General features: G+C 43.7%; 23 protein-coding genes. 11 read left to right on the forward strand and 12 right to left on the reverse strand.

Features of this window, described 5'->3' with window-relative positions; all coding sequences use genetic code 11:
• Window positions 1-71: 71 nt before the first annotated feature.
• From WHS38_09530 to WHS38_09545, 4 genes are all read right to left on the reverse strand, one after another.
• Window positions 72-821 (reverse strand): ABC transporter ATP-binding protein, encoded by a 750-nt coding sequence (locus tag WHS38_09530; protein MEJ5301215.1) that lies wholly within the window; start codon window positions 819-821, stop codon window positions 72-74.
• Window positions 818-1,810 (reverse strand): iron ABC transporter permease, encoded by a 993-nt coding sequence (locus tag WHS38_09535; protein ID MEJ5301216.1) that lies wholly within the window; start codon window positions 1,808-1,810, stop codon window positions 818-820. Before WHS38_09535 ends, WHS38_09530 begins: the two co-directional genes overlap by 4 nt.
• The gene (locus tag WHS38_09540; GenBank protein ID MEJ5301217.1) at window positions 1,807-2,817 is read right to left on the reverse strand and encodes an ABC transporter substrate-binding protein; all 1,011 of its coding nucleotides are present in this window, start codon (window positions 2,815-2,817) and stop codon (window positions 1,807-1,809) included. Before WHS38_09540 ends, WHS38_09535 begins: the two co-directional genes overlap by 4 nt.
• A gap of 75 nt (window positions 2,818-2,892) precedes the next feature.
• Window positions 2,893-4,926: a TonB-dependent receptor gene (locus WHS38_09545; protein ID MEJ5301218.1), complete on the reverse strand. Its 2,034-nt coding sequence runs from the start codon at window positions 4,924-4,926 to the stop codon at window positions 2,893-2,895.
• Window positions 4,927-5,647: 721 nt separating this feature from the next.
• Here WHS38_09545 and WHS38_09550 point away from each other — a divergent pair.
• From WHS38_09550 to WHS38_09560, 3 genes are all read left to right on the forward strand, one after another.
• Window positions 5,648-6,262 carry a hypothetical protein gene (locus WHS38_09550; GenBank protein MEJ5301219.1) on the forward strand — a complete coding sequence of 205 codons (615 nt, stop codon included), beginning with the start codon at window positions 5,648-5,650 and terminating at the stop codon, window positions 6,260-6,262.
• 12 nt (window positions 6,263-6,274) lie between these two features.
• Window positions 6,275-6,646, forward strand: coding sequence for a pyridoxamine 5'-phosphate oxidase family protein (locus tag WHS38_09555; protein ID MEJ5301220.1), 372 nt, complete (start codon window positions 6,275-6,277; stop codon window positions 6,644-6,646).
• 66 nt (window positions 6,647-6,712) lie between these two features.
• Window positions 6,713-6,871 (forward strand): hypothetical protein, encoded by a 159-nt coding sequence (locus WHS38_09560; protein MEJ5301221.1) that lies wholly within the window; start codon window positions 6,713-6,715, stop codon window positions 6,869-6,871.
• An 87-nt stretch (window positions 6,872-6,958) separates the two neighbouring features.
• On the opposite strand, the gene WHS38_09565 is transcribed toward WHS38_09560, so the two are convergent.
• From WHS38_09565 to WHS38_09575, 3 genes are read right to left on the reverse strand one after another with little or no spacing between them, the layout of a single operon-like run.
• Window positions 6,959-9,787, reverse strand: a complete 2,829-nt coding sequence (locus WHS38_09565; GenBank protein ID MEJ5301222.1) for an HD domain-containing protein — start codon at window positions 9,785-9,787, stop codon at window positions 6,959-6,961.
• Window positions 9,777-10,115, reverse strand: a complete 339-nt coding sequence (locus tag WHS38_09570) for a P-II family nitrogen regulator (GenBank protein MEJ5301223.1) — start codon at window positions 10,113-10,115, stop codon at window positions 9,777-9,779. The genes WHS38_09565 and WHS38_09570 overlap by 11 nt, the downstream gene beginning before the upstream one ends.
• 48 nt (window positions 10,116-10,163) lie before the next feature.
• Entirely contained in the window at window positions 10,164-11,813 is a 1,650-nt protein-coding gene (locus tag WHS38_09575) for an NAD+ synthase (GenBank protein MEJ5301224.1), read from the reverse strand.
• 209 nt (window positions 11,814-12,022) lie between these two features.
• On the opposite strand from WHS38_09575, the gene WHS38_09580 reads away from it, so the two are divergent.
• Complete coding sequence (locus tag WHS38_09580; GenBank protein ID MEJ5301225.1) at window positions 12,023-13,513, forward strand: cation diffusion facilitator family transporter; 1,491 nt, start codon at window positions 12,023-12,025, stop codon at window positions 13,511-13,513.
• Here the strand turns inward: WHS38_09580 and WHS38_09585 are convergent.
• Window positions 13,479-14,531, reverse strand: coding sequence for a radical SAM/SPASM domain-containing protein (locus tag WHS38_09585; protein MEJ5301226.1), 1,053 nt, complete (start codon window positions 14,529-14,531; stop codon window positions 13,479-13,481). The genes WHS38_09580 and WHS38_09585 overlap by 35 nt on opposite strands.
• A 512-nt stretch (window positions 14,532-15,043) precedes the next feature.
• Here WHS38_09585 and WHS38_09590 point away from each other — a divergent pair.
• Both WHS38_09590 and WHS38_09595 read left to right on the forward strand, forming a co-directional pair.
• Window positions 15,044-17,023 (forward strand): hydantoinase/oxoprolinase family protein, encoded by a 1,980-nt coding sequence (locus WHS38_09590; protein ID MEJ5301227.1) that lies wholly within the window; start codon window positions 15,044-15,046, stop codon window positions 17,021-17,023.
• Entirely contained in the window at window positions 17,023-18,597 is a 1,575-nt protein-coding gene (locus WHS38_09595) for a hydantoinase B/oxoprolinase family protein (GenBank protein ID MEJ5301228.1), read from the forward strand. The genes WHS38_09590 and WHS38_09595 overlap by 1 nt, the downstream gene beginning before the upstream one ends.
• 66 nt (window positions 18,598-18,663) lie before the next feature.
• On the opposite strand, the gene WHS38_09600 is transcribed toward WHS38_09595, so the two are convergent.
• Window positions 18,664-19,506, reverse strand: coding sequence for a hypothetical protein (locus WHS38_09600; protein MEJ5301229.1), 843 nt, complete (start codon window positions 19,504-19,506; stop codon window positions 18,664-18,666).
• On the opposite strand from WHS38_09600, the gene WHS38_09605 reads away from it, so the two are divergent.
• Window positions 19,473-21,641, forward strand: a complete 2,169-nt coding sequence (locus WHS38_09605; GenBank protein ID MEJ5301230.1) for a transglutaminase-like domain-containing protein — start codon at window positions 19,473-19,475, stop codon at window positions 21,639-21,641. The two genes, WHS38_09600 and WHS38_09605, sit on opposite strands and share 34 nt — an antisense overlap.
• Window positions 21,642-21,711: 70 nt before the next feature.
• On the opposite strand, the gene WHS38_09610 is transcribed toward WHS38_09605, so the two are convergent.
• The 3 genes from WHS38_09610 to WHS38_09620 are packed head-to-tail and all read right to left on the reverse strand — an operon-like array spanning window position 21,712 to window position 23,523.
• Window positions 21,712-22,542 (reverse strand): energy transducer TonB, encoded by an 831-nt coding sequence (locus tag WHS38_09610; GenBank protein ID MEJ5301231.1) that lies wholly within the window; start codon window positions 22,540-22,542, stop codon window positions 21,712-21,714.
• On the reverse strand, window positions 22,517-22,909 hold the full coding sequence (locus tag WHS38_09615; protein ID MEJ5301232.1) for a biopolymer transporter ExbD: 393 nt from the start codon (window positions 22,907-22,909) through the stop codon (window positions 22,517-22,519). Before WHS38_09615 ends, WHS38_09610 begins: the two co-directional genes overlap by 26 nt.
• Window positions 22,906-23,523, reverse strand: a complete 618-nt coding sequence (locus WHS38_09620; GenBank protein MEJ5301233.1) for a MotA/TolQ/ExbB proton channel family protein — start codon at window positions 23,521-23,523, stop codon at window positions 22,906-22,908. The genes WHS38_09615 and WHS38_09620 overlap by 4 nt, the downstream gene beginning before the upstream one ends.
• A 355-nt stretch (window positions 23,524-23,878) precedes the next feature.
• On the opposite strand from WHS38_09620, the gene WHS38_09625 reads away from it, so the two are divergent.
• The 4 genes from WHS38_09625 to cobU are packed head-to-tail and all read left to right on the forward strand — an operon-like array spanning window position 23,879 to window position 26,612.
• On the forward strand, window positions 23,879-24,658 hold the full coding sequence (locus tag WHS38_09625; protein ID MEJ5301234.1) for a ParA family protein: 780 nt from the start codon (window positions 23,879-23,881) through the stop codon (window positions 24,656-24,658).
• A 2-nt stretch (window positions 24,659-24,660) separates the two neighbouring features.
• Entirely contained in the window at window positions 24,661-25,605 is a 945-nt protein-coding gene (locus WHS38_09630) for a ParB/RepB/Spo0J family partition protein (protein MEJ5301235.1), read from the forward strand.
• Window positions 25,586-26,029: a DUF3842 family protein gene (locus WHS38_09635; protein MEJ5301236.1), complete on the forward strand. Its 444-nt coding sequence runs from the start codon at window positions 25,586-25,588 to the stop codon at window positions 26,027-26,029. Before WHS38_09630 ends, WHS38_09635 begins: the two co-directional genes overlap by 20 nt.
• Window positions 26,022-26,612, forward strand: coding sequence for a bifunctional adenosylcobinamide kinase/adenosylcobinamide-phosphate guanylyltransferase (gene cobU, locus WHS38_09640; GenBank protein ID MEJ5301237.1), 591 nt, complete (start codon window positions 26,022-26,024; stop codon window positions 26,610-26,612). Before WHS38_09635 ends, cobU begins: the two co-directional genes overlap by 8 nt.
• The last annotated feature ends 1 nt before the right edge of the window (window position 26,613 follow it).

A 26,613-nucleotide genomic window follows, 5' to 3' on the forward strand; every position in this document is an offset into this window, starting at 1 on the left:
CAAACAGTTTAATTGAAGGCCTGGAGGTGTTTTCCTGAGGATTTCCTATCACGATACCTCAGGAAATCACCTTACCTCCAGGCATAAGCAGCACTTTCCTTCAGGTTAAAGGAAATATCGTATAAATCCTTCAGAAAAACATCCATTGGGATGTGAGCGCTCTTTTCCAGGATCGCTCCATCTTTCATAAAGATAAAAAAATCGCCCCAGTGGAAAGCAAGAAAAGGATCATGAATGACCGAAAGAATCGTTAGTCCCTTATTCCTGTTAAGGTTTTTCAGGAGTTCCATGATCTTTATCTGATTGGGAAAATCCAGGTGAGAAAGAGGTTCATCGAGAAGAAGGATCTTCGGTTCCTGAGCAAGAACACGAGCAATCATAACAAGCTGCCTTTCACCTCCCGAAAGATTCGAATAGGGTTTTTCTTTGAATTTATCTATCCCGAGTTCTTCAATGAGAATTCTTACCTTAAGAACATCATCCTTTTTCGGAACGGTCCAGACAAAGGGGGTCCGCCCCGTAAGAATAACTTCCTCAACAGTAAAAGGAAAAGCGGGAGCATGAAACTGCGGAAGATAGCCCATAAGTTTCGCCTTCTTTCGCCTTGAGAGCTTCTTCAGTTCCATTCCGTAAAGAAGAATGTTTCCTTCGCTGTAGGGAAGTATCCGAGCAAGAATTTTAATGAGGGTGGATTTGCCGCTTCCGTTTTTTCCCAGGATGAACCCAAAGGCTCCCTGAGGCAAATCAAAAGAGATGTTTTTTAACAGGGCATTCCCCTTATCGTAACCAAAGCAAAGATTTTTAACAGAGATGGCAATCATAGGTCGGAACTCATAACCATAATTTTTTGTTTTTTCAAAAGATAGACAAACAAAGGAGTCCCTATGAGGGTGGTAAAAATACCCACGGGAAGTTCGAAGTCGGTAACGCTTCTTGAAAAAATGTCCACCAGGAGCAAAAAGCAGCCTCCCAGGATGAAGCAGCTCGGTTGAACCTTCCTGTTGTCAGCTCCTTCCAGAAGTCTTACCATGTGGGGAACCGCAAGCCCCACCATGCCTATAATCCCTGCCACAGAAACGGAAGAAGCAGCTGCGACAGTAGAAAAAATCACAATTAAAAGTTTTTCAATGGTGGGGTTCAGACCGACGCTTTCAGCTTCTTCATCACCGAGGGCAAGCCCGTTCAGGTGCCACCGTTTAAGATAAAGAAAGAGAGAGCCAAGAGCTATCCAGGGAACAGAAGCCCATACCTTCGGCCAATTAGAATTGTGAAGGTTTCCCATGGTCCAGTGAACTATGGTTTGAAGCCTGAAAGGATCGGTAAGAAACTGAACAAAAGTAAGGCCTGCCGTGAATAAGCCCGATACGATAATGCCTCCCAGAATGAGAGACATGGTTGAAAAGTGTTTTCCATAAAGAGCTATGAAGTAACTCAGGGCTACAGCCCCAAGACCGAATAGAAAAGCAAAGATTGTGGGATGAAACCCTGTGGCAAGAGCAAGAGCGGCGCCAAAGGCTGCTCCTGAAGAAAGCCCTAAAACATAAGGGCATACGAGGGGATTCTTGAAGATATTCTGCAAGGAATTGCCCGATATGGAAAGGGCTGCCCCTGTAAAAAAAGCTATTATCGCCCGGGGCAGTCGAATATCCACAACTATGGTTTTTATGGACTCCCCTGTGACTGGATCAACGGAAGAAGGCTTAAAAGCCCATCGGATAACATCCCAGGGAGTAAACAAATCGGAAGGACCGATAAGAAGTGCTCCAAGGAAAGAAAAAAAGCAGAGAAGAAAAAGCCATACCTTTTTCATGGCAGTTTATCATTTTCTCGAAGGTCGTAGAGAAACCGAAATATACGATTTCTTTCTTCTTCTAAAGTCTTACCAGACTGCTGAAACGCTTCGGGATGAAGCCAGGAAAACATGAGCTTTGCCGCATAAATAAATTTGAGAGTCCACAGATCTACATTGAATATCTCGGGTAGTTCGTAAACCCTTCGGGTCTTTACAGCCTTTATGTTTTGCCATTGAGGATCCGACAATAGATCTTCCGGGTTGAGGCGGCTGTTGGACCACATAACTATGACATCGGGATTTGCCGATATGATCGTCTCAAGATTTAAAACCACATGTTCCTGTTTTATTCCGGCACATATATTAACACCGCCTGCCAGTTCAATAAGATCGTTTACGGTGCTTCCGCCACAGGAAGTTTCCGTTTTGCCCTGAGCCCACATAAAGTAAACCCTGGGTCTTTCGGGAAGGCGAGAAACTTCTTCCACCATTTTACGCCGTTCTTCTTTAACGAACGCCAGCAGTTCCCTGGCTCTTTCTTCGCTACCCGTAAGCTTTCCCAGGCTTTCTATTTCTCTGTAAATGTCTTCTTCGCTCTGAAGAAATACTCCAAAAACAGGAATACCCTTTTCCTCTAGAAGCGAAATGGATTCAAGCTGCTGAGCCCAGATAATCACAAGATCGGGCTTAAGGGCTACAACACTTTCAATGTTAACAAAATCCCAGTTGCCGGGTGCAGGAATAGCTCTTTTCTTTATTCGATCGTCGAGATGGGCATAATAAAGAAAGGTCGGATTTTCATAAACATTTCTGGAAACACCCACCACAAGATCCTGCTTTTTTAACATGTAAAGTCCACTGAGAGCACTTTCAATAAGGCAGACTATTCTCTGAGGCGGTTTCGGAAGGGTTATCTTTTTGCCTCTAAAGTCTTCTACAGAAAGGGAGCCTTCCACTTCCGCAAGGGAAATACCAGAAATCAGCCAGAATGAAAACAGCACTGGAAGGAAAAATTTCTTCAACATAGGAAATTTCCTTATCACAGGGAACGGAAGGAGCTGGTTTTACCCCTTGCGTTCCCTTTATTGCAAAAAATTAAACTAAAATTTTATTTCTATCCTGGCGAGGGTGTTGAAACCGGGATCCTTAAACTGCCAGGGCATTTCATACTTATTGTTGGTTATGTTGTTGAAATCAAGAGAAAGATTCATCTGCCAGGATGAGGCCTTAACAAGCCCCTTTTCTATGTGGATGTTTATAAGCTCCTGGGAACCGAACTTTTGCCTGCTGGATTTGTCGGTGCTGTCGTAGTATTTGCCGAAGACATGAATGTAAGGAGCCACCTTGAGATCCCAGGGAAGGTAAAAGACAAAACCGATGTTTCCAGAGTGATCGGGCACAAAGGGTATATTTGAATCATCCTGCAGAGGATCCATGTCGTTTTCAACGGTGGTATTTATGTAGGTATAGTTCACAAAAACTTCCATAAAGTCGGTGAAAAAGTATCGAGCCTCCGCTTCTATACCGTAAGATTTTGCCGTTCCCGCATTAACGGACTGGCTTTGGGAGGGATCTCGGCTTACCACATTTTCCACTATGGCGTCATCTATGCTGTTGTAAAAACCTCTGAAACCCAGGGATAAACCTTTCATGGGTTTCAAATCAACTCCACCGTCAACACCAAGTCCTTTCTCGGGCTTAAGATCAGGGTTGGGAAGCTGGCCGTTCTTGCCGGGGACTCCTCTGTCGGAAGCCTTAAGGGTTCCACCAACGGATTTACCAGAAGGCGCCATAAAGCTTGTGCCGGCATTACTGTAAAGGGACACCATCTCTGAAAGATTGTATCTCACTCCCACATTCCAGAGAAAGCGATCCCAGGACTTGTCGTCAATTTCTGGTTTTACGCCACCCAGAAGATCATAATTGTGCTCAATGTTACTGTATCTTCCGCCAGCTTTAAAGACCCAGTCGCCAAGAACATATTTTTCCTGGGCGTAGAAACCGTAGGAGTATGCCTTCATGTCGTTACCTTTGGACTCGATACCTTTGCTTTCAGAATAGGTTTTGTATGATCCCCACTGGCCATCACCTCCAAGGGAAAGAAGGCCTCCCTCACCATGCTTAAGATGAAAAACTGCATCGAGAGGGATTATTTCCTGCTTCACTCCATCGTGGGATCTCAGTTCCAGATTGGGATACATGTCTTCATCCCAGCTTCTATCGTATCTTCTGAAGCCGCCTTTCAGGGCAAAGTCCATGGAGGAATTTATGACATTAGAATAGGTAAGGTTAATCGTGTCGTAGGTGTGTTCGTAGTCTCTATTGGGCCTTCCCACATCACCGTTGTGTTGAGTGTGATGAGCAAAAAGGGATACCTTATGTCCTTCGTCCCCCTGGATATAGTAGGTGGCTTTCATGTAAAGTTTGATTTTTTCGTAATCGGGATCATCTAAAATGTGGAGCCAGGAATTTGATGTTCCGTAGTTTGTGTAGTCGGATTTTTCGTAATTTCCGCCGAAGAAGTAGTTGAAATCGCCAGCGGCTCCTTGATGATAAGCCTGTCCCGTAATGGTATTCCAGGAGCCGTAGCCGGCGCTTATGCGGGTTTCGGGCTTTGAGATTTTTTCCTTAAGAACCAGGTTGGTTATTCCTGAAAGAGGCGACTGATTTCCTGCAAAGTCCATAGAAAGGAAATTTGAATACATCGTAGAGGGTCCTCTATGAACCTCTGCTCTTTCTATAATTATGGGATCGAGGCTCATTAAATCAGCAAAGGAATCAATGGGAAGACCATCCAGAAGATAGACGCTGTATTTAGGACCCAGCCCCCCGTAGGAACCCCAGTTAGCGTCGTTTCTTGAAAGGGGATTAACAAAGGTGCCCGGCTGATACCGAAAGATTTCGGCAATGTTTCTCTGAATAAACGGGGTCATTTCTATCTGATCTATCGTGATTACATCAATCTTCTGGGTTACATCTCTAGGAGACTGCTCTATCTTTGACTCGGTGACAACTATTTCTTCAAGCTCCCCCGAGGACTTAACCTGCGAGGTTTCCTGATCGGCAAAAACGAAGCTACAACTAAAAGCCACAAAAAGTGGCACTATCGCCAGAAAAATCCAGCACTTTCTCATAAACTCCCTCCTCCCCATAGTGATAGAATAAAATAATGGTGTATTAATGACACGAAGAAAACCTTCAGGTTTTGAAACCCTTCATGGGCTGGATTGTTCTTTTGATAGCAAAGTTAGTTTATAGAGTCAATCAAGCTATGAGGGTGTTTTAAAAAGTGTAAGGACAACCGACCGGTCGCTCCCGCATGTTCCTTAACCGCACAGCCGCCAAATTTACGCCATTTCGCCTTGATTACGAAATATTCGTGGATTCTTGCCCGCTCGCTCTGCTCCGCACTTCCTCCCCGTTGACGGGGAGGGCTGGGGAGGGGTCCGGTTTTTGTCCATCGCCTCGCAGTACGGCGAGGACGCCGTCCCTCCCGAAACTCTTCACACTCGGTCACCCTCGTGCAGTCGCGCTTCCCTTCGCTCGCTGTGATCAGCTCACGGGAGGACTTTCACCTCCAGGAGCACGCCCATGCCGGGCGCACCGATTGTAGGGGCACGGCATGCCGTGCCCCTACAGTTATGTGGTGAATAGTATATTGAGGTCTTTTTTAGCTACCTGAGTCCGGGAAGGTTTTCCAGGCTGAGTTTCGTCCCTGCTTTTCTATGTTTCGCCACCCCATAAGAGAGATTTTAGAACACTCCCCATCCACTGGTGACATAGTTTTAAAAGTGATTATCAAACATAAAAATGGTTCACGAGAAACAAAATAAATAACGTAAGGGAGGTAGCAAAATGAACTACACCGTGGCTTGTGTAACCGAAAAAGGAATAATCATAGGAAATGATGAAAAAACTCTAAGTTTTTCAGAAGGAGAACTAAAATATTTGGACTATGATAGATTTTTCAAGGTAGGCGATAAAGCCCTTATAGCTTCCGGTGGATTTTTAGAAGCGGCCAACCTTGCATCAAAGGCTGCAAGCTTCCTTGAGGAAGAAAAAATCGACGATGTAAAGGAGATGTATCAAGCCGCAATAGCCTACCTTTCGGGAGAATACGATAGATTCATGCGAAAACATTGCGAAATTATGCCCATAGATCCCACTCACTACATGACTTTTATCCTCGGAGGATATTCTCCCAGGGATTCGAAGTATCATCTGTATCTTATCTGGAACAGGAAAAAGCTCCCCCAGCTTGATGGAGAGGAAATAGGCAGTGTGTTCACAATACCAAGACTTGTAAGTCTGGAATTGACGGTATCAAAGATAATAGCCGAAGGAAAAAATATGGATGAAATACTGGCAGTATTAAAAGATAGACTGGAAAAAATAGGAGACAAAGAGGATTACACCCCCAGATGGAACTATGCCATTTTGGATGAATCGGGCATCAGATTCTTAAAATAAAAGGAGAATACCATGAAAGAACTTAAAGATTACTTCGAAAATCACAAAGGCATTGGTGTATTGGCTACTGCGGATGATAAGGGAGTGGTTAATGTGGCTATCTTTGCGAGACCTCACTTCTTTGAAGACGACACCCTGGGGTTTATAATGCCAGACCGACTTACTCACAACAATCTTCAAAAGAACCCACATGCTGCCTACCTGTTCATGGAGGAAGGTCCGGGATACAAAGGTAAACGTCTCATTCTTAAAAAGGTTTCCGAGGTGACGGATAAGGAAACCATACTGGCAATCAAGAGAAAATTCTACCCAGACGACTTTGATAAAGAGTTATTTTTGGTAAAATTCGAAGTGACAAAAGTTCTTCCTTTAGTAGGCGTATAAAATTCACAAAGCTTCCCGGGTAGTTTAACTAACCCGCGGAAGCTTTTTAATATTAGGAATGATCAAATGAAAGAATCTCAAAAACCATCATTTAGAGCCTACATCAATAATCTGAAAACTCCTGGTTCTATCCCAAAAAAACTTTTTACTGTTCTCAGAAACTTATTTATCCGCCTTGTAACATTCAAAAACTGCTGCGGACATCCAGGAGAACCAGGATGCTGAAAATAAAATAAAACCCTAGGAAGGGGTTCTTTCAATTTTATGCGTATTAAAAAGGGCGGATACCCATATTGAATAACTATGTCGCCTTTAGTTGGACGGAATTTCAACGAGTCGAGCAAGAATACGTTCCCGAACGTGCTCGTGAAATTCCGGGTTCATAAGCTTAGATCCATCCAGTGTAGTAACGTAAAAAACATCAGCCACCTGAGCACCTGGTGTAGTAATTTTTGCTAGCTGTATAGATAACTCCAGGCGAAACAGTTCATCAGCAATAGCATACAGGACTCCAGGACGATCCCAGGTGTAAACTTCTACGATGGTGTAAAAGTCCGACGATTCTTCATCAATTACCACCCTGTCAGGTCTTACTGGAGGAATGGTTCGCCTTAGACGGTAGGAGCTGACTCGGTTCTGGATAAGCTGATCAAGGTAGGATCTATCCTGTAGAGACCTTTCCATATCCCGCTTAAAGCGATCCCAAAGTTCTTCTGTCCGTAACGGATCAGGAAGCTGGTTAACAAGGAGCACGTCAAGCGCTATTCCAGAACTTCTTGTAAAAATATCTGCTGAAAGAATGTTGACACCACAGCACCACAAAACTCCCGTAATAAGAGCAAAAAGCCCTGGACGATCGTAAGTGGCAACAGTGACCTGCCAGATGTCCCCGCCCTTATCACTTTGTTCGGATAAATCCTGCCGTGCTCCGCCTTCGAAGGATAAAACCGGCTCGGTTCGCACCACAAGAGCGGATTTTAGAGCATCCTTGTATTCAGAAGACGCGGATATTTCGGATAACTGCTTCTCCATAAAGTAATGTTCAACGATCGCTTCAGGCGGTTGGCTCAAAAGATAGCGATGAGAAAGAGTCTCACACCAGGCAGTTATCCTGCCGACTTCATCTGTTTCTGATAGAGCCATTTTTTCACGGAAAAGTTCCAGCACTCGAGACTGAACCGCTTTAATTCGTTGTCCAACATCGGTTTGCCAATCACGCCCTGAAAGCACTCGCCTTACCTTCCCGTAAAGCTCTCGAAGCAAGGACGCTCGCCAGGTGTTCCACGCACTTGGTCCCGTGGCTTTTGAATCAGCTATGGTGAGCAAATAAAGCATATCGAGACGATCCACATCTTCGACTACCGTGGCGCATCTAACAATGGGCTTTTCGTCAGAAAGATCTCTTTTGAGAGCAGTTTCGGCAAGAACTAGATGATGTCTAATCAAGAACTTTACAAGTTCCCGCTCTTCCACATGAATCCCTAAACGTTCACATATTGCATCAGACACTGCCGCACCCCGCTCAGCGTGGTTCTTTCCATGTCCTTTTCCGATGTCATGAAGAAGAGCGGCAAGAAAAAGACACTTGTGCTGAGAATGGGTCAATCTTCTAATTATATCTGGAGCTTTCATGCGCTCGACCGATGGATCCGGGCTGGTTTCTATAAGGTGAAGTTCTCTCACGGTTCTGAGAAGATGCTCATCGACCGTGTATAAGTGATACGCATCGTATTGGACTCGATACCTGACATGTTGAAATTCGGGGATGAATGTCTGGAGAAAACCGGTTTCCATCATCATTTTAAGCACATTAAAGGCATGATTAGAATTAAGAAGTATCTCGAAAAAATGCTCTATTACGCCAGCATCACATCGCACATCGTCAGTCAAAAAAGGGAGGTGAGCACGTATAATCTGACCGGTTCTATGATGGAAGTGGGATCCTCGCAGGGCTGCTTCTCTAAAGAGGGCCATCATAATAGAAGGGCGTTTAGCAATATCTGAAGGATTGGCAAAACGAATGTGGTTTCCTTCCAGTAAGAAGAGCCCGTCTGCTACAGGCTCTCCTTTTGGAATATAAGCAAAAAACCTTCTTTCATCTGCGGTTTTTTCCATCACCATGTATTTGAATCGTTCAAAAAGAAAGGTGGAGATTCTTCTGATTCTCGACGTATGCTGATAGTAATTTCGCATAAAAGCTTCGACGGTTTCTCTGATATCGCCTTCGCTCTGTTTTTTATCTTTATCATCCAGGTGGGTGTTTTTATAAACTTGAGATGGATTGCGTCGGTGCTCAAGTGATGAATAGGCACCAATAAATTCACCAAGAGCTGAAGCAACCAGCTTTTCCAGGTCGGTAAAGTATATCTGATCCTGCCGTCTTCCTCTCATTGCGTGCAACTGAAGCCGAACCTGCCACAAGAAATTTTCTGCTTCTATAAGCCACAGTTTTTCGTCGCGAGAAAGCACATCGTCTGGAAGACTTTCATAGTCGGTTGTTCCGTAGATTACCCAGCATATCCATCTTACAATGTGGACATCTCTAAGCCCGCCGATTCCCTCCTTAACGTGGGGTTCTAACAGGTAAGAGCTGTCACCGTAGCGATCCAGCCTTGAGCGAAGATATTTTTTGAGTTCTTGCAAGAAAACTCTTTTTCCTTTAGAACCAACGAGTCTTCGAAGGCGCTGCCGCCATTCGGAATAAAGCCCCAAATCTCCGGCAATAAACTTTGATGTTATGTGGCTTGTAAAAACCGAAAAATTTTCCTTCGCAAGAACAATAGCCCCTGTTAATGAAAGAGTATTATGACCGATTTCCACTCCAACATCCCAAAGGGAATAGGTAAAGGTTTGGATGAATTCGTGGAAGGTCTTTTCTAGCCCCGAGCGGTAGAGAAAGAGAACATCGATATCAGACAGAAAACTGAGTTCGCCTCGCCCCAATCCTCCAACTCCAATAACCGCCCAGGGATAGCGACTTTTCATCGTCGAGAAGAAATCACCAATTATTCCGGCAATCCTATTGCCAAAAGATCTGGCTTCTTCAATACCTGGAAGACTCTGGCGACAGAGTTCGTAAAATTCCTGTTTAGCCTCCCGAATCAACTCTGAAAGTGCAGGCGTCGTATCCTTAAAGGGCATCTTCCCCCCATTCTCCAGTTCTAATTCGCATACAGTTTTCTAAGGGCAGGATAAAAATCTTCCCATCACCAATCTTTCCAGTTCTTGCCGCTTCATGTATGGCTTCTACGATCTCCATAACTCTATGGTCTTCACAGGCGATCTCTATCTTAATTTTGGGAATAAAATCCACCACATATTCAGCCCCACGGTAAATTTCCGTCCGTCCCTTTTGACGTCCGAAGCCCTTCACTTCCGTAATGGTCATTCCTTTAACGCCAATTTCAGAAAGACGCTCTTTGACATCGTCAAGTTTGAAGGGTTTAATGATAGCCGAAATAAGCTTCATGCATTGCACCTCCAGCGATCAATGTAGGACACTCTTCTGAGTGCGTCTCTACACTTCCTTATAACCGTGAGCAATCGGCATACGACGCCCTGAACCAAACGCCTTGGTTGTTACTTTCAGCACAGGGGGAGCCTGCCGTCGTTTGTATTCATTCTTTATAACCATACGAATCACCTGTTCGACAACATCTCGGTCAAATCCACGCTTTACAATCTCTTCAAAAGACATGTTTTCGCTTATATAAAGCTCAAGTATATCATCCAAGATGTCGTAAGGGGGCAGTGTATCCTGATCCCGTTGATTTGGTCTCAGTTCAGCCGATGGAGGTTTTTCGATAATACGGCGTGGTATCCTGTCATATCGTTCATTAAGCCGCTCTGCAATCTTATAAACAAGAGTCTTGGGCACATCGCCTATAACGGCAAGTCCTCCATTCATGTCTCCGTACAAAGTGCAGTAACCAACGGCAAGTTCGGATTTATTGCCGGTCGAAAGAAGAAGCAATCCGAATTTATTGGATATTGCCATGAGAACAAGCCCTCTAAGGCGTGCCTGAATGTTTTCTTCCGTAACATCGGGAGAAAGCCCTTTAAACAGATCGGAAAGAGCTCCACAGGTTGAATTAAACATCTCAACTATAGGCACAAGGTGAAACCGAATTCCAAGGCGTTCAGAGAGTTCCTTTGCATCTTCAAAGCTTTCAGGCGAACTGTAAGGACCCGGCATAGCAATGCCCCACACTCGATCTGCCCCAAGACTCAGAGTAGCCAGAGCTGCAGTTACGGCGGAGTCTATACCGCCGCTAAGACCCATCACAACGCCAGGAAAACCGCATTTTTTCACGTAATCCCTTATACCAAGACAGAGAGCATCAATGAGTTGATCGACCGAGCTGGAATAATCCTGCCTGACTTCGCCGGACATGCTGTTAAGATCGAAAAGCACCAGATCTTCTTTAAAAGATGCTCCTCGGCAAACAACTTCTCCAGCGGGAGTGACCACCATGCTATGACCTTGAAAAATCAGTTCGTCGTTTCCTCCCACCTGGTTCACGTAAATAACAGGGGTATTCAATTCTCGAGCGACTCTGGAAAGAAGCGGGACTATCACCTGTTCAATTTTTCCAACAAAATAAGGCGAAGCGGCTATGTTTACGATTGCCGATAGTTTCCTGGCCTTGCCCTTGAGTTCCTCCACCGGGTCTACAGGGTAAAACTTCCTGGGAAGTATGCCTTCTCGATTCCAGATGTCTTCACAGATAGTCAAGGCAAAGTTAAATCCCTGCCAGGCTACAACAGGAGTTTCATCCCCAGGTTCAAAATATCGTTCTTCATCAAAAACATCGTAAAAAGGCAAAAGCCTTTTGTGTGCTTTAGCGATTATTTCACCCCTGTGCATGAAAATAGCAGTATTGCGATAGGGTTTCCCCATAGAACGATCATTTCGAGTAATAAGCCCAAAGATTATTGCTATATCGTGGCTCATGTGCTCAATTGCAGGAAGAACCTGACAACTTGCTTCAAAAAAAGCCGGTCTATCTAGAAAATCTCTAGGGGGATATCCAACAACTGACAATTCCGGGAAAATAACGATTTGGCAGCCTTTTTTGCGGGCTTCATCAACCATTCTGGACATACGTTCGACATTTCCAGAAAAATCCCCAATGAGCGAGTTAATTTGAGCCAAGCCGATTTTCATAACATCCACCTTTTCCTGCTTTCGCGTTGTTTACCGTGTTATTTGGCGCTTTCTATTTCATCCTATAAGAAAAACCGCCGAATTGGCAAATCTCAAATGGCGGTTTTAGATATAAGCCTGTCAGTGTTGACCAAAAAATTTAGCTTTGATAGGGTTTAATAGGCAGAAAAACACTGCAATATTATTTCCCTTGGGGGTAACATTGGAATATGGAAAAAGTCTGTCATCACAGTATCCATCAATCCGGAAACGAAATTAAGCTAGCTGGGCGAGTGTTATTAATATCCATCGTTATAAATCTTATGATCCCGGTTGTTCAGATCGTGGGGGGAATTTACGCCAATAGTATGGCGATAATATCCGACGCTCTTCATAATCTGGGTGATGTACTGACTCTCGGGCTTACCTATGCCGCATTTCTTTTAGCCAGAAAAACAGCAACATCGACTCATACTTTTGGATATAAACGAGCCGAAGTAATCGCCGCCTTTTTTAATGCGATCGTCATAATGGGGGCTTCTGCCGTCATACTAAAAGAAGCCATTGGAAAATTGATCCATCCTGAGCCAGTATCAGGCAAACTGGTGGTGGGGCTTGCGGTTGTGGGCATGATCGGAAATGGTTTGTCAGCGTGGTTTCTCCATCACCATTCAACTCAAAACGTCAATATAAGAAGCGCTTTCATCCATTTAATTGGGGACTTTCTGACGTCCTTTGCGGTATTCGTGGGCGGTATAGTACTTATATTCAAGCCATGGCACTGGATTGATCCCATACTTTCTTTAATTATCGTAGTTTTTATTGCAAAAGGATGCTGGGAGATATTCCGTGATACTCTGAGAATACTTATGGAAGCAACCCCTCCGCACGTAAATCTTCAAAAAGTCAAGGAATCTATTGAAAACATTCAGGGAGTTTTGGGAGCTCATTATTTGCACGCCTGGATGGTGCATCCTTCCAATGTTGCCTTTTCCTGCCATGTAGTAGTGGAAGATCAACCATTAAGTAGGCTTGCCGAACTTCGCAAAAATATTGAAAATTTGCTCGAAAGCCAGTTCAAAATAAATCACCCTGTCCTTCAGTTTGAAACTGCACCTTGTGGCAACGGGGGGTTGCTGTGTGAACTCTTCTGTTCTCATAACACCAATATATCACACGATGTTTCTGCTCACTTTCAAAAGACAGACTCTACGTCTTCATTTATTTCTTCCGATAATAAACGACCATCATTCATAAAATCCGGTTTATTCAACAAGTATAGGGAGTTTTGCTTTGTTGTATTGCGAGTTATTTTTGGAGGGATTTTCATTTTTGCAAGCATAGATAAAATTCTTCATCCAAAAGCTTTTGCCGAGATTGTTTTTAATTATCAACTTCTACCCGACATTCTGATAAATCTGGTTGCTCTATGCCTTCCATGGATTGAAGCCATATGCGGTCTGTTTATAATAATTGGGCGTGGAGTTTTAGGGGGATTAGCTATATTAAATTGTCTTCTTGTTATTTTCACAGCATCAATCATTCTAAACATCATAAGAGGTATAGACATAACCTGTGGTTGTTTTTCCACCGAAATTACCACTGCATCAGCGCTTACCATGTGGCTTGAAGTAATAAGAGACCTGGTTTTGCTTGGTGTAGGAGTAACCCTGCTAAGGCACTACATCAGGAAACGCCTTGGTAAGTCGTCCCACGCCTAGCGCATCTTGAGCAGGGAAAGGGCAGACTGCCTTGTTCAAAGCTTTCTCTAAAAACCTGGTAGCTTGGTCTGTGTAAGATATTTTCAGCATCGGAAACATTCGCCAGAGATCCAAAGTTCATCTGAAACATATCTACGGGAGCTCTCCTTACGGGAAGGCATAAAAAAACGCAGGGCGACACTTTCCCGTCAGATCCTATGAACAGACTATCCCAGGGACGTTCAGGACACTGTATGGGCTTCGTTTTTTTGTAATGAAATTTCTTTGTTTCTAAATCCACTTCGATTTTTCCAGCCCAATTAGAAGCTTCTTTCAAAATATGCTCCTTTACGAGATCTTGAAGTTCTTTGCTTTCCTCTTCCCACATTGTTTCAGAAGTAAAGAAAGCTTCTCCAGTAAGACTTGGATCTGGGATCAGTGAAAGGGTGCTGATTACTATTTTCTCTGCACCGGCATCTGCTGCAATCGAGGGTAATTTTTCAAGTTCGGACGCTAGGGATCGCAAAAAAAGATAAGCAATATGAATCCTAGGTGTTGGGCTCATCCGCCGCTCTCGTTCTTCTCTCACCCATTCTATTGCTTTCAAAACATGATTAATCGATGTGCCGCATCTAACCAGGTCGTTTTTTAGGGAGCTCCCGGCAAGAGAAAAAGAAATAATGTCGAGTCCAGAATCGACGAGTTGCTTTGCTATATCCCGGTTTACAAGCATACCGTTTGTTGTTGTGCCCACCATGGAGCCATGTTGTTTAGCAATTCTTATGAAATCAAAAAATTGAGGATGAAGAAGAGGCTCGCCCCACCCCTGAAGAAAGACCAAATCTGAATGAGTAAACACTGAGGTAAGTTTTGAGAATAGAGCTTCCGGGAATAATCTTCCTAACCACAATTTCCTGTAAGCTGTGTGAGGACAGTAAATACAGGATGCCTGGCACAGAGAGCTAACCTCTATTTGAATCCACTTTAGCCGAAAATTTGTTTCTGCCGTAGAATTGTTAAGGTATCTCGTTGATAGCATTGGAACAAAATCTCCAACATGATTTTAGAACCTGTTGCACTATTTTTATAGTTCCCCCATCTATAAACATTTATTTCATACACATGGGGTTTGGGAACTGGGGATTGGGAACTGGATCCCTAATCCCTAATTCCTAATTCCTGATCTCTAATTCCCACAGCTCCCGGGGAGCACTATCACACCCCTTGTATCTCTCAGCATACTCCTAAATTTCATTCCAGGCTAATCTTACATTTTCCACCGGCTGTTAACATTATCATTATGTATCCACCTGAATAAAAACAGTACCAAAAAAGGCTCATTTTCCGATTAAAAAGGAGAACGTCATAAAACTTGGAAATACAGTCCTGAGCTTGATTCTGAACGCAGGTTGTAGTTTTGCATGTGAAGACTTTTGTGTATGAATTACTGGGCGTTACTAGAGTACCATGGTCACGGCTGAGAAAAAGGAAAAGGCGGTTCTTTGATGTTTTTGGTAAGTCCAGCGAAAGCTCTGCAAAAGGGGGCTAGAGATGATCGTGGTTGGAGTGGATACCGGTGGAACTTTTACGGATTTCATATTCCTGCGCGATGATGGAAGTTGGGGAATTTACAAGGTTCTTTCTACTCCCCATAATCCTGCAGAAGCGGTATTGAAGGGTCTTGAGTATATCACACAAGGCAAGCCGGCTCATGTGGTTCATGGATCAACGGTCGCAACAAACGCAATTCTCGAAAGAAAGGGAGCTCGCACCGCCCTTATAACCAATCGAAATTTCGAAGACATTATAGAAATCGGTCGCCAGAACCGTCACGTCCTTTATGATCTTAAATATCGCAGGAGATCTACTCTAATTCCACCAGAACTGAGGTTCGGCATTTCCGGGCGTGTTGATTCTAAAGGTCGGGTTTTAGAGGAAATCGATCCCGGTGAAATAGAAAGTCTTACTAGCCGGCTTCTGGAAGAAAGGGTTGAATCAGTTGCCGTATGTCTTCTCTTTTCTTTTCTTCACCCCGATCACGAAAAAACTCTTGGTAAAGCGCTGGAAAAAAGAGGTTTTTCCTATTCTCTTTCTTCGGAAGTTCTTCCGGAATTTCGAGAATACGAGCGGATGTCAACCACAGTTATAAACGCTTATGTTTCTCCAAAGATGACGCGTTACCTGAAAGACATAAAAAAACATCTTCCTGAAAAAAGCACTTTAAGAATAATGCAATCCAATGGTGGTAGTATTTCTGCCGAAACGGCTATGAAAGAGTCTGTAAGGACCATTCTTTCTGGACCCGCAGGTGGTGTAGTGGGAGCTTTTGAAATAGGAAAACTTGCGGGATTTGATCGCCTCATAACCTTTGACATGGGAGGAACAAGCACTGACGTTGCTCTTATCGATGGAAGGCTACCTTTGACGGTTGAATCAATTATAGATGGCTTTCCAGTAAAGGTTCCCATGATCGATATCCATACCGTGGGAGCTGGAGGTGGATCAATCGCTTATGAGGATAAGGGTGGGGCGCTGAGAGTCGGTCCAGTAAGCGCTGGAGCCGATCCTGGCCCCATATGCTACGGAAAGGGTGATAAAATAACCGTTACGGACGCCAATCTATTTTTAGGTCGACTCGTTCCTGAATTCTTCCTTGGCGGCACAATGCGTCTTCACGAAGAAAGACTCAAACCTTACTTCCAGGAAATGGCTTCTCGCTTAGGTATAAGCCCTTTGAAGCTTGCTGAAGGGATACTGAGCGTGGCAAATACAACCATGGAACGCGCCATAAGAGTAATATCGGTAGAAAGGGGTTATGATCCCAGGGAGTTTACTCTCTTTTCTTTTGGTGGGGCAGGAGGACTGCATGCTGCCTTCCTTGCGGAACTACTTAACATACCAAGAATTTTGATTCCCAAAGATCCGGGTATCATGTCTGCCGTAGGTATGTTGCTTGCGGACGTAATAAAAGATTACTCTCAGACCATAATGATTCGAGTGGCTCACGACATTGAAACTACCGTAGAAAGTGTTTTTTCTAAGCTTTTGCAACAAGCCATGGATGATCTTGCGAAAGAAGGTTTTTCGAAAGATCAGATAATTATAGAAAAATATCTGGACATGAGATACGTTGGACAATCATATGAACTCATGATCCCCTGGGGATCTGACGCTGTCGATAGATTTAACAAAGAGCATCAAAAGACATATGGTTATGCTCACAGTGATAAGCCTGTTGAAATTGTCAACCTTAGATTAAGAGCTATCGGTTCTCTTTTAAAACCATTTCCCAAACCTGAAACGGAATACCGAGCTGAGATAAACAGTGAAGCTCTTGTCGGGAAGAGAAACGTGGTCTTTGGTGGACAGATCATGTCCACGCAGGTTGTCCGAAGGGACCTGCTTTCGTTTGGGAATTCCATCCATGGGCCAGCTATTATTGTTGAATATTCCGGAACGACCGTGATACCCCCTGGATGGAAGGTTCGTGTTGACCAATACAAAAATCTCATTATGGAACGGGAGAAATAATGACGAGCAAAGAAATAGATCCTGTGCTCCTTGAGGTCTTTAAGAACCGTTTTGCATCAATTGCCGAGGAAATGGGAGTAACGTTAAATCGGACGGCCTATTCACCCAACATTAAGGAGCGTCGAGATTTCTCATGCGCTATTTTTAACTCCTCCGGGCAAATGGTGGCACAAGCAGCTCACATTCCGGTCCACCTGGGATCAATGCCTCTTTCTGTGAAATCCGCTATAGAAACATGCACCTTTTTCCCTGGTGACATGGTTATGCTGAATGACCCATACAAAGGTGGAACGCATCTTCCGGATGTTACCATAGTTGCACCTGTTTTTGCTGGAAGTGATAAACCTGTTTTCTTCGTAGCAAATCGGGCACATCATGCAGATATAGGGGGCATTAGCTCAGGTTCTATGCCGCTTTCTCGCTCTCTCTACCAGGAAGGCATTATCATTCCACCCATTAAGATTGTTGAACAAGGAAGGCTGGATAAAAAACTTATGACCTTTTTTCTCAATAATGTTCGCACACCTGAAGAACGGGAAGGAGATCTATACGCTCAGATAATGGCAAACATGACAGGCATAAAGCGCCTGGAAGAACTGATTACCAAATACGGTCTGGAAGTTTGTCGGACTTACGCGGAAGCGCTTATGGATTACACCGAAAGAGTGATGCGAAGGGTCATAAGAGAGATACCCGATGGGGTATATCACTTTACCGATTTTATGGACGATGATGGGGTTGACAGAGAAGATATTGCAATCCGGCTCAAACTCGAAATAAAGGGTGATGAGGCTATACTTGATTTCACAGAAAGCGACCTTCAGGTTTCCGGGAGTATAAACGCTGTTTATGCAATTACACTTTCCGCAGTTTTGTATGTATTCAGGTGTTTGAGCGATGAGGATGTCCCGACCAATGAGGGCTTAAGCAGACCAATTAAAGTCATTACTCGTAAGGGAACTATCGTGGACGCCGAGTTCCCCGCTCCCGTCGCTGGAGGTAATGTCGAAACATCTCAAAGGATAGTGGACGTGATTCTAGGTGCTCTTGCACAGGCTATACCTGAAAAAGTGCCGGCAGCCAGCCAGGGCACGATGAACAACGTGGCAATTGGTGGAGTGAATCCTCAAACAGGAACTTCATTTGCCTATTATGAAACTATCGGTGGGGGAATGGGCGCAAGTTCGGATGGGGACGGTGAATCTGCCGTGCATAGTCACATGACGAACACCCTGAACACGCCTGTGGAAGCCTTAGAATATTCGTATCCTCTGATGGTAACGCAATACTCCATAAGAAAAGGATCGGGAGGGAGAGGGAAATTCAGGGGAGGAGATGGAATTATTCGAGAGATTAAGCTTCTAGCTGATTCTGAAGTAACGATTCTTTCTGAACGTCGTCGTAGAGCACCCTACGGGCTTTCCGGCGGGGAAGCTGGCAGAAAAGGTCGCAATGTGGTAATAATAAACGGTGTTGAGAATGAAATCGGGGGCAAGTTTCACGGTTACTTGAAAGCTGGTGATGTGCTGAGGATAGAAACGCCCGGAGGCGGTGGGTTCGGATCTGTCGATTAAGACATAGATACAGTTCCCTGACTGGAATTTAAGAATCAGGGTTTATCGATTATTGCCGTTCGACTTTCAATCCCGAGTTCCTATTTCGCACACAGCATGCACAACCGATGTAAGAACACCAAGCAGTAAAATTCCTTCTACAGGTGCCATAATATGATACTTTATTCCACTGCCAGTGTAACGCCAAAATGGTTCAAAATGCTGAAAGGAAAGAATAAAGTGCCCATTTTGTATAGCTCGAGCAGGATCGGCCAGGGGATTTTCCAGTTCAACTATGCCAGTTAAAATTCCGACAGTAAACAAAGCAACAACAGCAAAAATTAATCCATAGCCAACGTTAAAAATCCAATGATCTCTACGTAGAAATGCTTTCTGCGTTACCGCATGGTAAAAAGCAACCCCCACAATGGCTCCACAAAAATTAAGCACCATGTCGTTAAAGTCCAGGTAAGGAGTAAACCGGGGATGTAAGATATAGTTAACTGTCTCATCCAATATTCCCAAGAATGTAACTATAGAAACGGCTTTTGCTGTGTCTCCAATAAGAACAATACCCCAAAGGGCAAGCAATGCGTATTGAGGAAAATGAACGATTTCCACCATGGAACAAATCAGCAAACTGTAAGCTACAAAACATAACAGGATGGAAACAAACCAAAAACCAAGAGTTTTTAGTGTCCGAGAGAGCTTTTCAGAAGATTTTAGGGAACCCACAGCAATCCAAATCGTTAAGGAAAAAAAGCCAAAAACAGCAATAATCACAAGAAGTCTTTCTACATTCTTTCTTCCCCATGATAAGACAATTCCTTCGTAGAATTTCGATATTCGTTGATGACCAAGCACATTGAACATAAAGAAGGAGAAGAATAAAGCCCATGAGAAAAGTTGTTTTACTTTTGTGGCTAACATGGCTTTTTGTAATTTTCTACTATGGAGTTCCGCGTAATGCTCACTGTGCTCCATCTTCTACAAACTTTACACCCTTATCATCCTTATCGAGAGAAAAAATATTTGTAGAGCTAACAAAAACCTTCAAACTATCTCGTTCAGAGCAAGAGGGTGTTAAGTTTATAGTCGAACATCTAAGCGATACGGACATAATCCGTGCTGATATTAAGGATATTGCTGATCATGTTCATTACTCCTACATAGCAAAAGACATTATGCCCTGGGGACGTAGCATTCCGGAGCCGGTATTTCTAAACTTTGTACTTTTTCATCGAGCCGCTCAAGAACCGTTCGAAGCTTACAAACCCAGGTTTTTCAGCCTGCTTGCACCGAAAGTCTTCCAGGCAAAAACCATACGTGAAGCCGCTTTGATAGTCAATAAGTGGTGTGGAGAACAGGTTTTTTTCAGACCCACCAGTGGATGGGACATTGGGCCCATCAGTCTCCTTAAAAGAGGTTTCGGACGATGCGAAGAACTGGCTGTTCTTCTTGTGTCAGCTCTTCGTAGCGTTTCAATCCCTGCCCGCATCGCCTGGACTCCAGCGTGGAGACATGCAGACGGAAATCATGCCTGGGTAGAAGTCTATCTCGACGACGGAAAATGGCATTTTCTTGATGCTACATCTCCTCAGGAAGACTTCGACAATCCCTGGTTCAAACCTTTGCTAAAATATGCTTCCACTATCTGGACTACATCGCTTACGGGCGACTCCTGTAACGATCCTTATCCCTACGCTGGAGTGTTTCTCTGTAACGAAACCGAGCGATATACTTCTACGCAGCAAATACGAGTCTTAGTGCAAGATGCCCAAACGGGCTTTTCCACAAAGGCTTCCGTAAGGCTTCTTCTGTGGAACAGCGGAAGACTCAGAGCGGTGGCAACTAAAACTACTGATGATACCGGCTCGGCAACCTTCAAAGTTGGACATGGAGGATATTTTATCGAAGCCATAACTCAAGAGGGCAAAAAGAAAGGCTTTCTGTGTTATCAAGCAGATGATAATGAAACCATTTCCATAAATGTTAGTGATGATCTTCCGGAATCTTTTGATTGCAGATTAAATCCTCCAGAAGATGTTAACTCTTATTCCTCTTCTTCAACATTTCCACCAATCGATCCATCAAGGTCTGAAACCGCTATAGACTCCATGAGAAAACTGGTTTCTTCATGGCGTAAAGATATAAATCAAGATATTGTAAATCGCCTTGCTGAGATAGGCCCAAATGCCTTTTCACTACTTGCTCTTATGGATATTCTCACACATCCAGAAATTGAAGCATTGAAATACATTCTTACTTCAACTGATCCTAAAGGACTTGCTTTAGCAACCCCCTTAGAAATGAGACAGCACATCGCTCACAAACTGAAAACCAGATCAGAAAGAATCCAGGGTGGGATTAGATACAATGATGAAATCTTCTGGGACTATGTTTTGGCTCCCCGCATTTATGATGAGCCTCCTTTTTGGCAGTCTCCCAGGCTGGCAAAACTTCTTGACCTAAATCCCAATGCGACACTGTCTCAGATAGCCAAGAAAGTTTTAAAATTCAGTAACCAAATTCGCCAGATTCCTCCAAAATTTCATAGTGACTCATTAAATCCGGAAGAAATCTTGACCTATAGAATTTCGCACTCACACAAAGAGACTCTTATCACCCTTGGAAGTCTTTTTAGATCAGTCGGTATAGCTGTTTTATACGATGAGGTCGAGAACACTATTTTGATCCACGATGGTAAAAAATGGTTAAGGTTCAACCCTGAAGCTAGATCATATAAAGAGGCATTCCTTTATACATTGCCCCTTGGGGAATTAATTATCAAAATCGGAGGACAGGAATCCCCTTGTCCAGAAAATTATCCGTCCTACGGTGTTGATTTTTCCCTCACAAAACTCGATGGTGACAAAAGAATATTCGTTAAAAAACCTCAAATACACCGGGATGATAGAACATGTAGTCTACGTATTGCAGTTCCTCCGGGATATTATGAATTAACTACGGGACGAAGGTTTAATTCGGCAGAAACAGATGTTTTTATAAAATGGCTCAAGATTGGAAGCGGGGAGCAATTAAGAACTGATCTTCCAGCAAATTAATAGTGTAGATGATCGGGGCACATCATAACGTGCCCCGAAATTACAAAACGGGAGCCCAAATTTTTCGGTCTCACCGCTGAACAAGCTGGAATCTTATAGGAATTTTGACGTAACAAGGTATAGGCACGCCCTTTTCTCTGGCTGGATAAAAAGTGGATCTTTTAATTGCCTCAAGGGCTGCCTCATCAAAAGCTCTTCCTGCACTTTTTACTACCTCAGCTTTTTTTACTCGCCCTGTTTCATCAACAAGAACCTTAAGGAGCACATAGCCTTCCTGTCCTAACCTTCTTGCAAATTCAGGGTATTCTGGTTTAACCATGTTTTTGAAAGAAGGCCCCTGGTTACTTCCAAAAGCCACTTCTTTAATCATTCCTGATGTATCTTCATCTGCCCCTGTGCCTTTCCCTAGCATTTTACCCATAACTGGCTCGGGTATAACCGCAGGAGGAGCATTTTCTAGCTTTTGATCTGCTGGAACCGGTGGAACCGTCATTCCTTCGAGATCGGGTTTATCATATTGCTTAGCGATAAGCGGTGAAATACGGGGAGTATGTCCTTTCTTTTCGGCGACAGGTGCCTTTTTAGCTTCTTTCTTTGGAGGAGGTGGTGGAAGCGGACGAGAGACGGTCTTTTCCAACTCCTTTTCTGCCACAGGCTCAGAAGGATTTTCTTTAGGTGGTGGAGGTTCAGGTTCCTCAATTTTGGGTGGTGGCACTTCCTGAACAGGTTCCTCCTTTTTGACAGCAACCAACTCTATGGGAACCGGTTCTTTTTGAATTCCTCCATTCCGCCAGCCTTTATTAATCCCGACAACGCCAAAAACCAAGCTGTGAAGGCTAAAAGAAATAATGAATGCTAATATACTAACATTCCTTTCATTTAGGTTGAACCTGAAGAGCAAGCCTCTTCACCCCCTCTCCTCTTAAAATGTCCAAAATTCTTACGGCATCGCCGTAGTAAACCCGCTCATCAGCGGAAACAATCACCTGAAGGTCTTCGTTTTCTTCTCGAAACTTTTTTATGCTTTCTATAAGTTCTTCCTTTGTAACACCGTAACCATTAAGGGCAAGTTGACCTTCTTGATTTATCCAGACGGTAACGGGCGACATTTTGGATGCATCGGCGTTATCCGCTTCCGGGAGTTTAACCTTAAAAACGGATGGGCCCATAATCTGAGCCACAAGAAGAAAGATAATGAGGATGACGAGAACGATATCGACAAGAGGGATAACGTTGATTTCAGTTATTAATTCTTCATCTCTTTTCATTGTTGCACCTCTTTAAGGATTAGATAACTCATGGCGTCGGCATAAGCTAAAAGGTTGCTTTCCTTTTTTTTGAAGTAGTTATAAGCGAGAGTGCAAGGGATAGCTACGAACAGGCCAAGAGCGGTAGCGACGAGAGCTTCTGCGATAGCTGCCATAATTTGGGCACCCCCGTGACCCGTGGTGCCGAGAACTCTGAAGGCATGAACAATGCCCATAACAGTTCCAAAAAGGCCAATAAAGGGAGCGTTCGAGCCAAGAGTTCCAAGGAAAGACAAACGTTTGTCAAGGGCAAGTTTAAGGAGAACTTTTTCAGCTTCCAGAGCGCCTTCAATTTTTTTGAAACCAAAGGGCAAAGCCTGAAAAGCAACGGTTATAAGATTAACGAGAGGGGTTTGAATATTAGAAGAGGTTCGCTGAATATCTTCAATTTTACGGTCACAAAGACAACGATTGAAAGCCTGCCAAAGTTTCTGTGTTTCTCGTTCCCATTTAGAAAAAAGAATATATCGCTCAATAATGAAAGCTATAGAAATACAGCTTAAAATCAAAAGTAGCAAAAGAATCCAGTCTCCTCCGACAACTGCACAGGTAACAAGGAAATTGGTAACATTCATAGTATCTCCCCCTACGACTTTGATTTTATTGGGTTTTGCCTACAAATAAATAAAGCCATGAAGACTCATCAAGAAGCCTTCATGGCTTTATTTTCAGGGCTTTTTATACTCCCAACGCATGCCAAGTCAAGGGGGAAATGAAGACATTCGAAAAATAAACATTCACGAAAGAATTCTTTTACTTTGCCATTTCAGCATGAGAACCACTAAGATAGCAAAAAGTTGTGAGTTAAATTTAATACCATCATACTAATTGAACGGAAGCGGAATAAGTGGTATTAAAAACCGACTTTAAAATGTTTCACGTGAAACACTTTAATGGATCATGAACAAAACCTTAAGGAGTGTTGAGGGGTTGTCAAAACAAGCTTTTGTTGTTTCCATAGCAAACCAGAAAGGTGGAGTCGGAAAAACTACCACAGCCGTGAATCTATCAGTAGGGGTAGCAAAGCTCGGGTATCGAGTCCTCTTAATTGACGCTGATCCCCAAGCTAACGCTTCAAGCGGTTTTGGGCTTAGAATAAACAGCAAAGATCCTTCCTTTGCCGATTTTTTTACGGGTGAAATAAGTAACCTGCCCATCATGCGCCCCTTTGTAAACATCGATCTCTGGGTTAGCCCTTCTCATAGAAAACTTGCTTCTGTCGAATGGACATCTGGAAAATCCTCATTCCAAAATGAAAAATTTTTATCCCAAGCAATTCAAGAAATTCGTAAAGATTTCGACATAATCTTTTTCGACTGCCCACCATCACTTGGATTGATTACCGTAAACTGTATAGTCGGAAGTGATGCCGTGCTAATCCCACTCCAGTGTGAATACTACGCTCTTGAAGGCTTATCATTCCTGTTAGATACAATTCGCAGAATTAAAACCCGCTGGAACCCCTTTCTGCGCATAAACGGTATTGTCTTTACTATGTTCGATCGCCGAAATAACCTGTCTCATCAAGTTGTTCAGGAAATTCAATCAGCATCCCCATTCTACGTTTACAAAACCACAATTCCAAGAAACGTCCGCCTTGGAGAAGCTCCAAGCCACGGTTTGCCAGCCGTAATTTATGATCCTCATTGCCCGGGATCTAAAGCATATCTAGAACTTTCCAAAGAATTCACAAAACGTCTAGGAGCATAGCCGTGGAAAAGAAAAAAGGGTTAGGAAAATCCTTCAAAGATGTCCTTTCTTCACCCGCAGATTGGATGTTTCGAGAAGATTTTCAAGTTTTCTTCTGCCCAGTGGAAAACCTTGAACCGAATCCTCATCAGCCCAGATCTGTTATAGAAGATCAGGATCTTGAAGAACTAGCAGCATCCATAGCCGAAAAAGGCGTGCTCCAGCCTTTAATTGTAACTCGCTCTGAAGAGCCGGGTCATTACAGAATTATCGCCGGAGAACGCCGATGGCGGGCAGCTCAAAAAGTCGGGATCAAGGAAGTCCCGGTCATACTCAAAGACGCTACGCCTTCTGATCTTCTGGAAATCGCTCTCATAGAAAACATACAACGGAAAGATCTCTCTTGCATCGAAGAAGCCCTGGCATACGCCAAACTCCAGAAAGAATTCGGGCTTTCTCAACAAGAAATTGCTCGCCGAGTGGGTAAAAGCCGATCTGCAGTTGCTAATACCCTTCGTCTCCTTTCCCTACCCCAACCTATCCAGGAAGACATTCTCAACGGGCGACTCTCTATGGGACATGCTCGAGCGATAATGGCAATCCCATCCGAACAGGAACAATTAGCCATGCGAGATAAAATCATCCGACAGGGGCTTTCCGTTAGAGCAGTAGAAAATATGGTTTATCAACAGTTCGGGGAAACTACTGAGGAAGAAAACAATAAAAGCGATGCGGAAATTTTCACCCATGCGGATGACATACTGTTGGAACAGGAAAATCGTATGGCTTATCTGGAAAAACGCTTAAGATCCATTCTCGGTATGAATGTGCGCATACGAAAGCGCGGAAAGACCTCAGGACAGGTCTTGATATTCTTTCGGTCAGAAGAAGAGTTAAACCGACTTATCGAACGCCTGCAGACAATTCAGGTTGAACAAGGAGATCACAATGAAAATAGCAGTAATTGATGGACAGGGTGGTGGAATCGGATCGGTCATTATTAAAAAAATCAAGGAAATATACGGCGAAAAGGTTGAAGTTTGGGCTTTAGGCACAAACGCTATTGCTACATCTCAAATGCTAAAAGCTGGTGCAAACAAAGGTGCAACAGGATCCCACGCCATATGTTATTGCGCTCCAAAGGCTGATATTATCATCGGTCCCATATCCATTATTATTGCTCATGCCATGATGGGTGAAGTTACTCCAGAGATCGCTCTGGCTATAGGTTCATCTTCGGCCCATAAACTCCTTTTACCTCTTACACAGGAACCAGTTTCTATCATTGGCGCCATAAGAGAACCTCTCCCACACCTTGTAGATCGCCTTGTAACAGAGTATCTGGGATCTCTTTTTGCTGAAACTCAAGGTGAAGGAGGAATTCGTGAGTGAGCTTCATCTCGTTCTTGGAGGTGCTAAAAGCGGGAAAAGCTTCTACGCTGAGCAAATAATAACTGCTGCACATCCCCCTTACATTTATATTGCTACGGCTGAAGTGTTAGATGAAGAAATGGCCGAACGAGTAAAGCATCATAAGGAGCGACGTGGTAAAGACTGGATAACTTACGAAGAGCCTCTAAAGCTTACCGAACTGCTAGAAAGCTTACTCCCAAACCAGCTACCAATTCTTGTGGATTGCATTACTCTGTGGCTCTCAAACCTTCTCATTGCAGAAAAAGCACCAAAAGAAGCTGTGGAACGTCTATGTTCTGTCTTAAATCATCCACGTTCTGCTCCTATAGTTCTTGTTTCCAATGAAGTGGGCTGGGGAATTGTGCCAGATAACGCATTGGCAAGAAAATTCCGAGATGTCGCCGGTTGGGCAAATCAAAAATTAGCCGCTGTTTGCACTCATGTTAGCTGGATGATTGCTGGCATTCCGATACTCATCAAACACCCACAAAGCGGGATGGTATTTAATCCACATGTATTAAACACAAAATCTAGTCCACATACTCCCAAAAGGCTTGATTAGC

This window comes from Thermodesulforhabdaceae bacterium (assembly GCA_037482015.1).
GTDB lineage: Bacteria > Desulfobacterota > Syntrophobacteria > Syntrophobacterales > Thermodesulforhabdaceae > JAOACS01.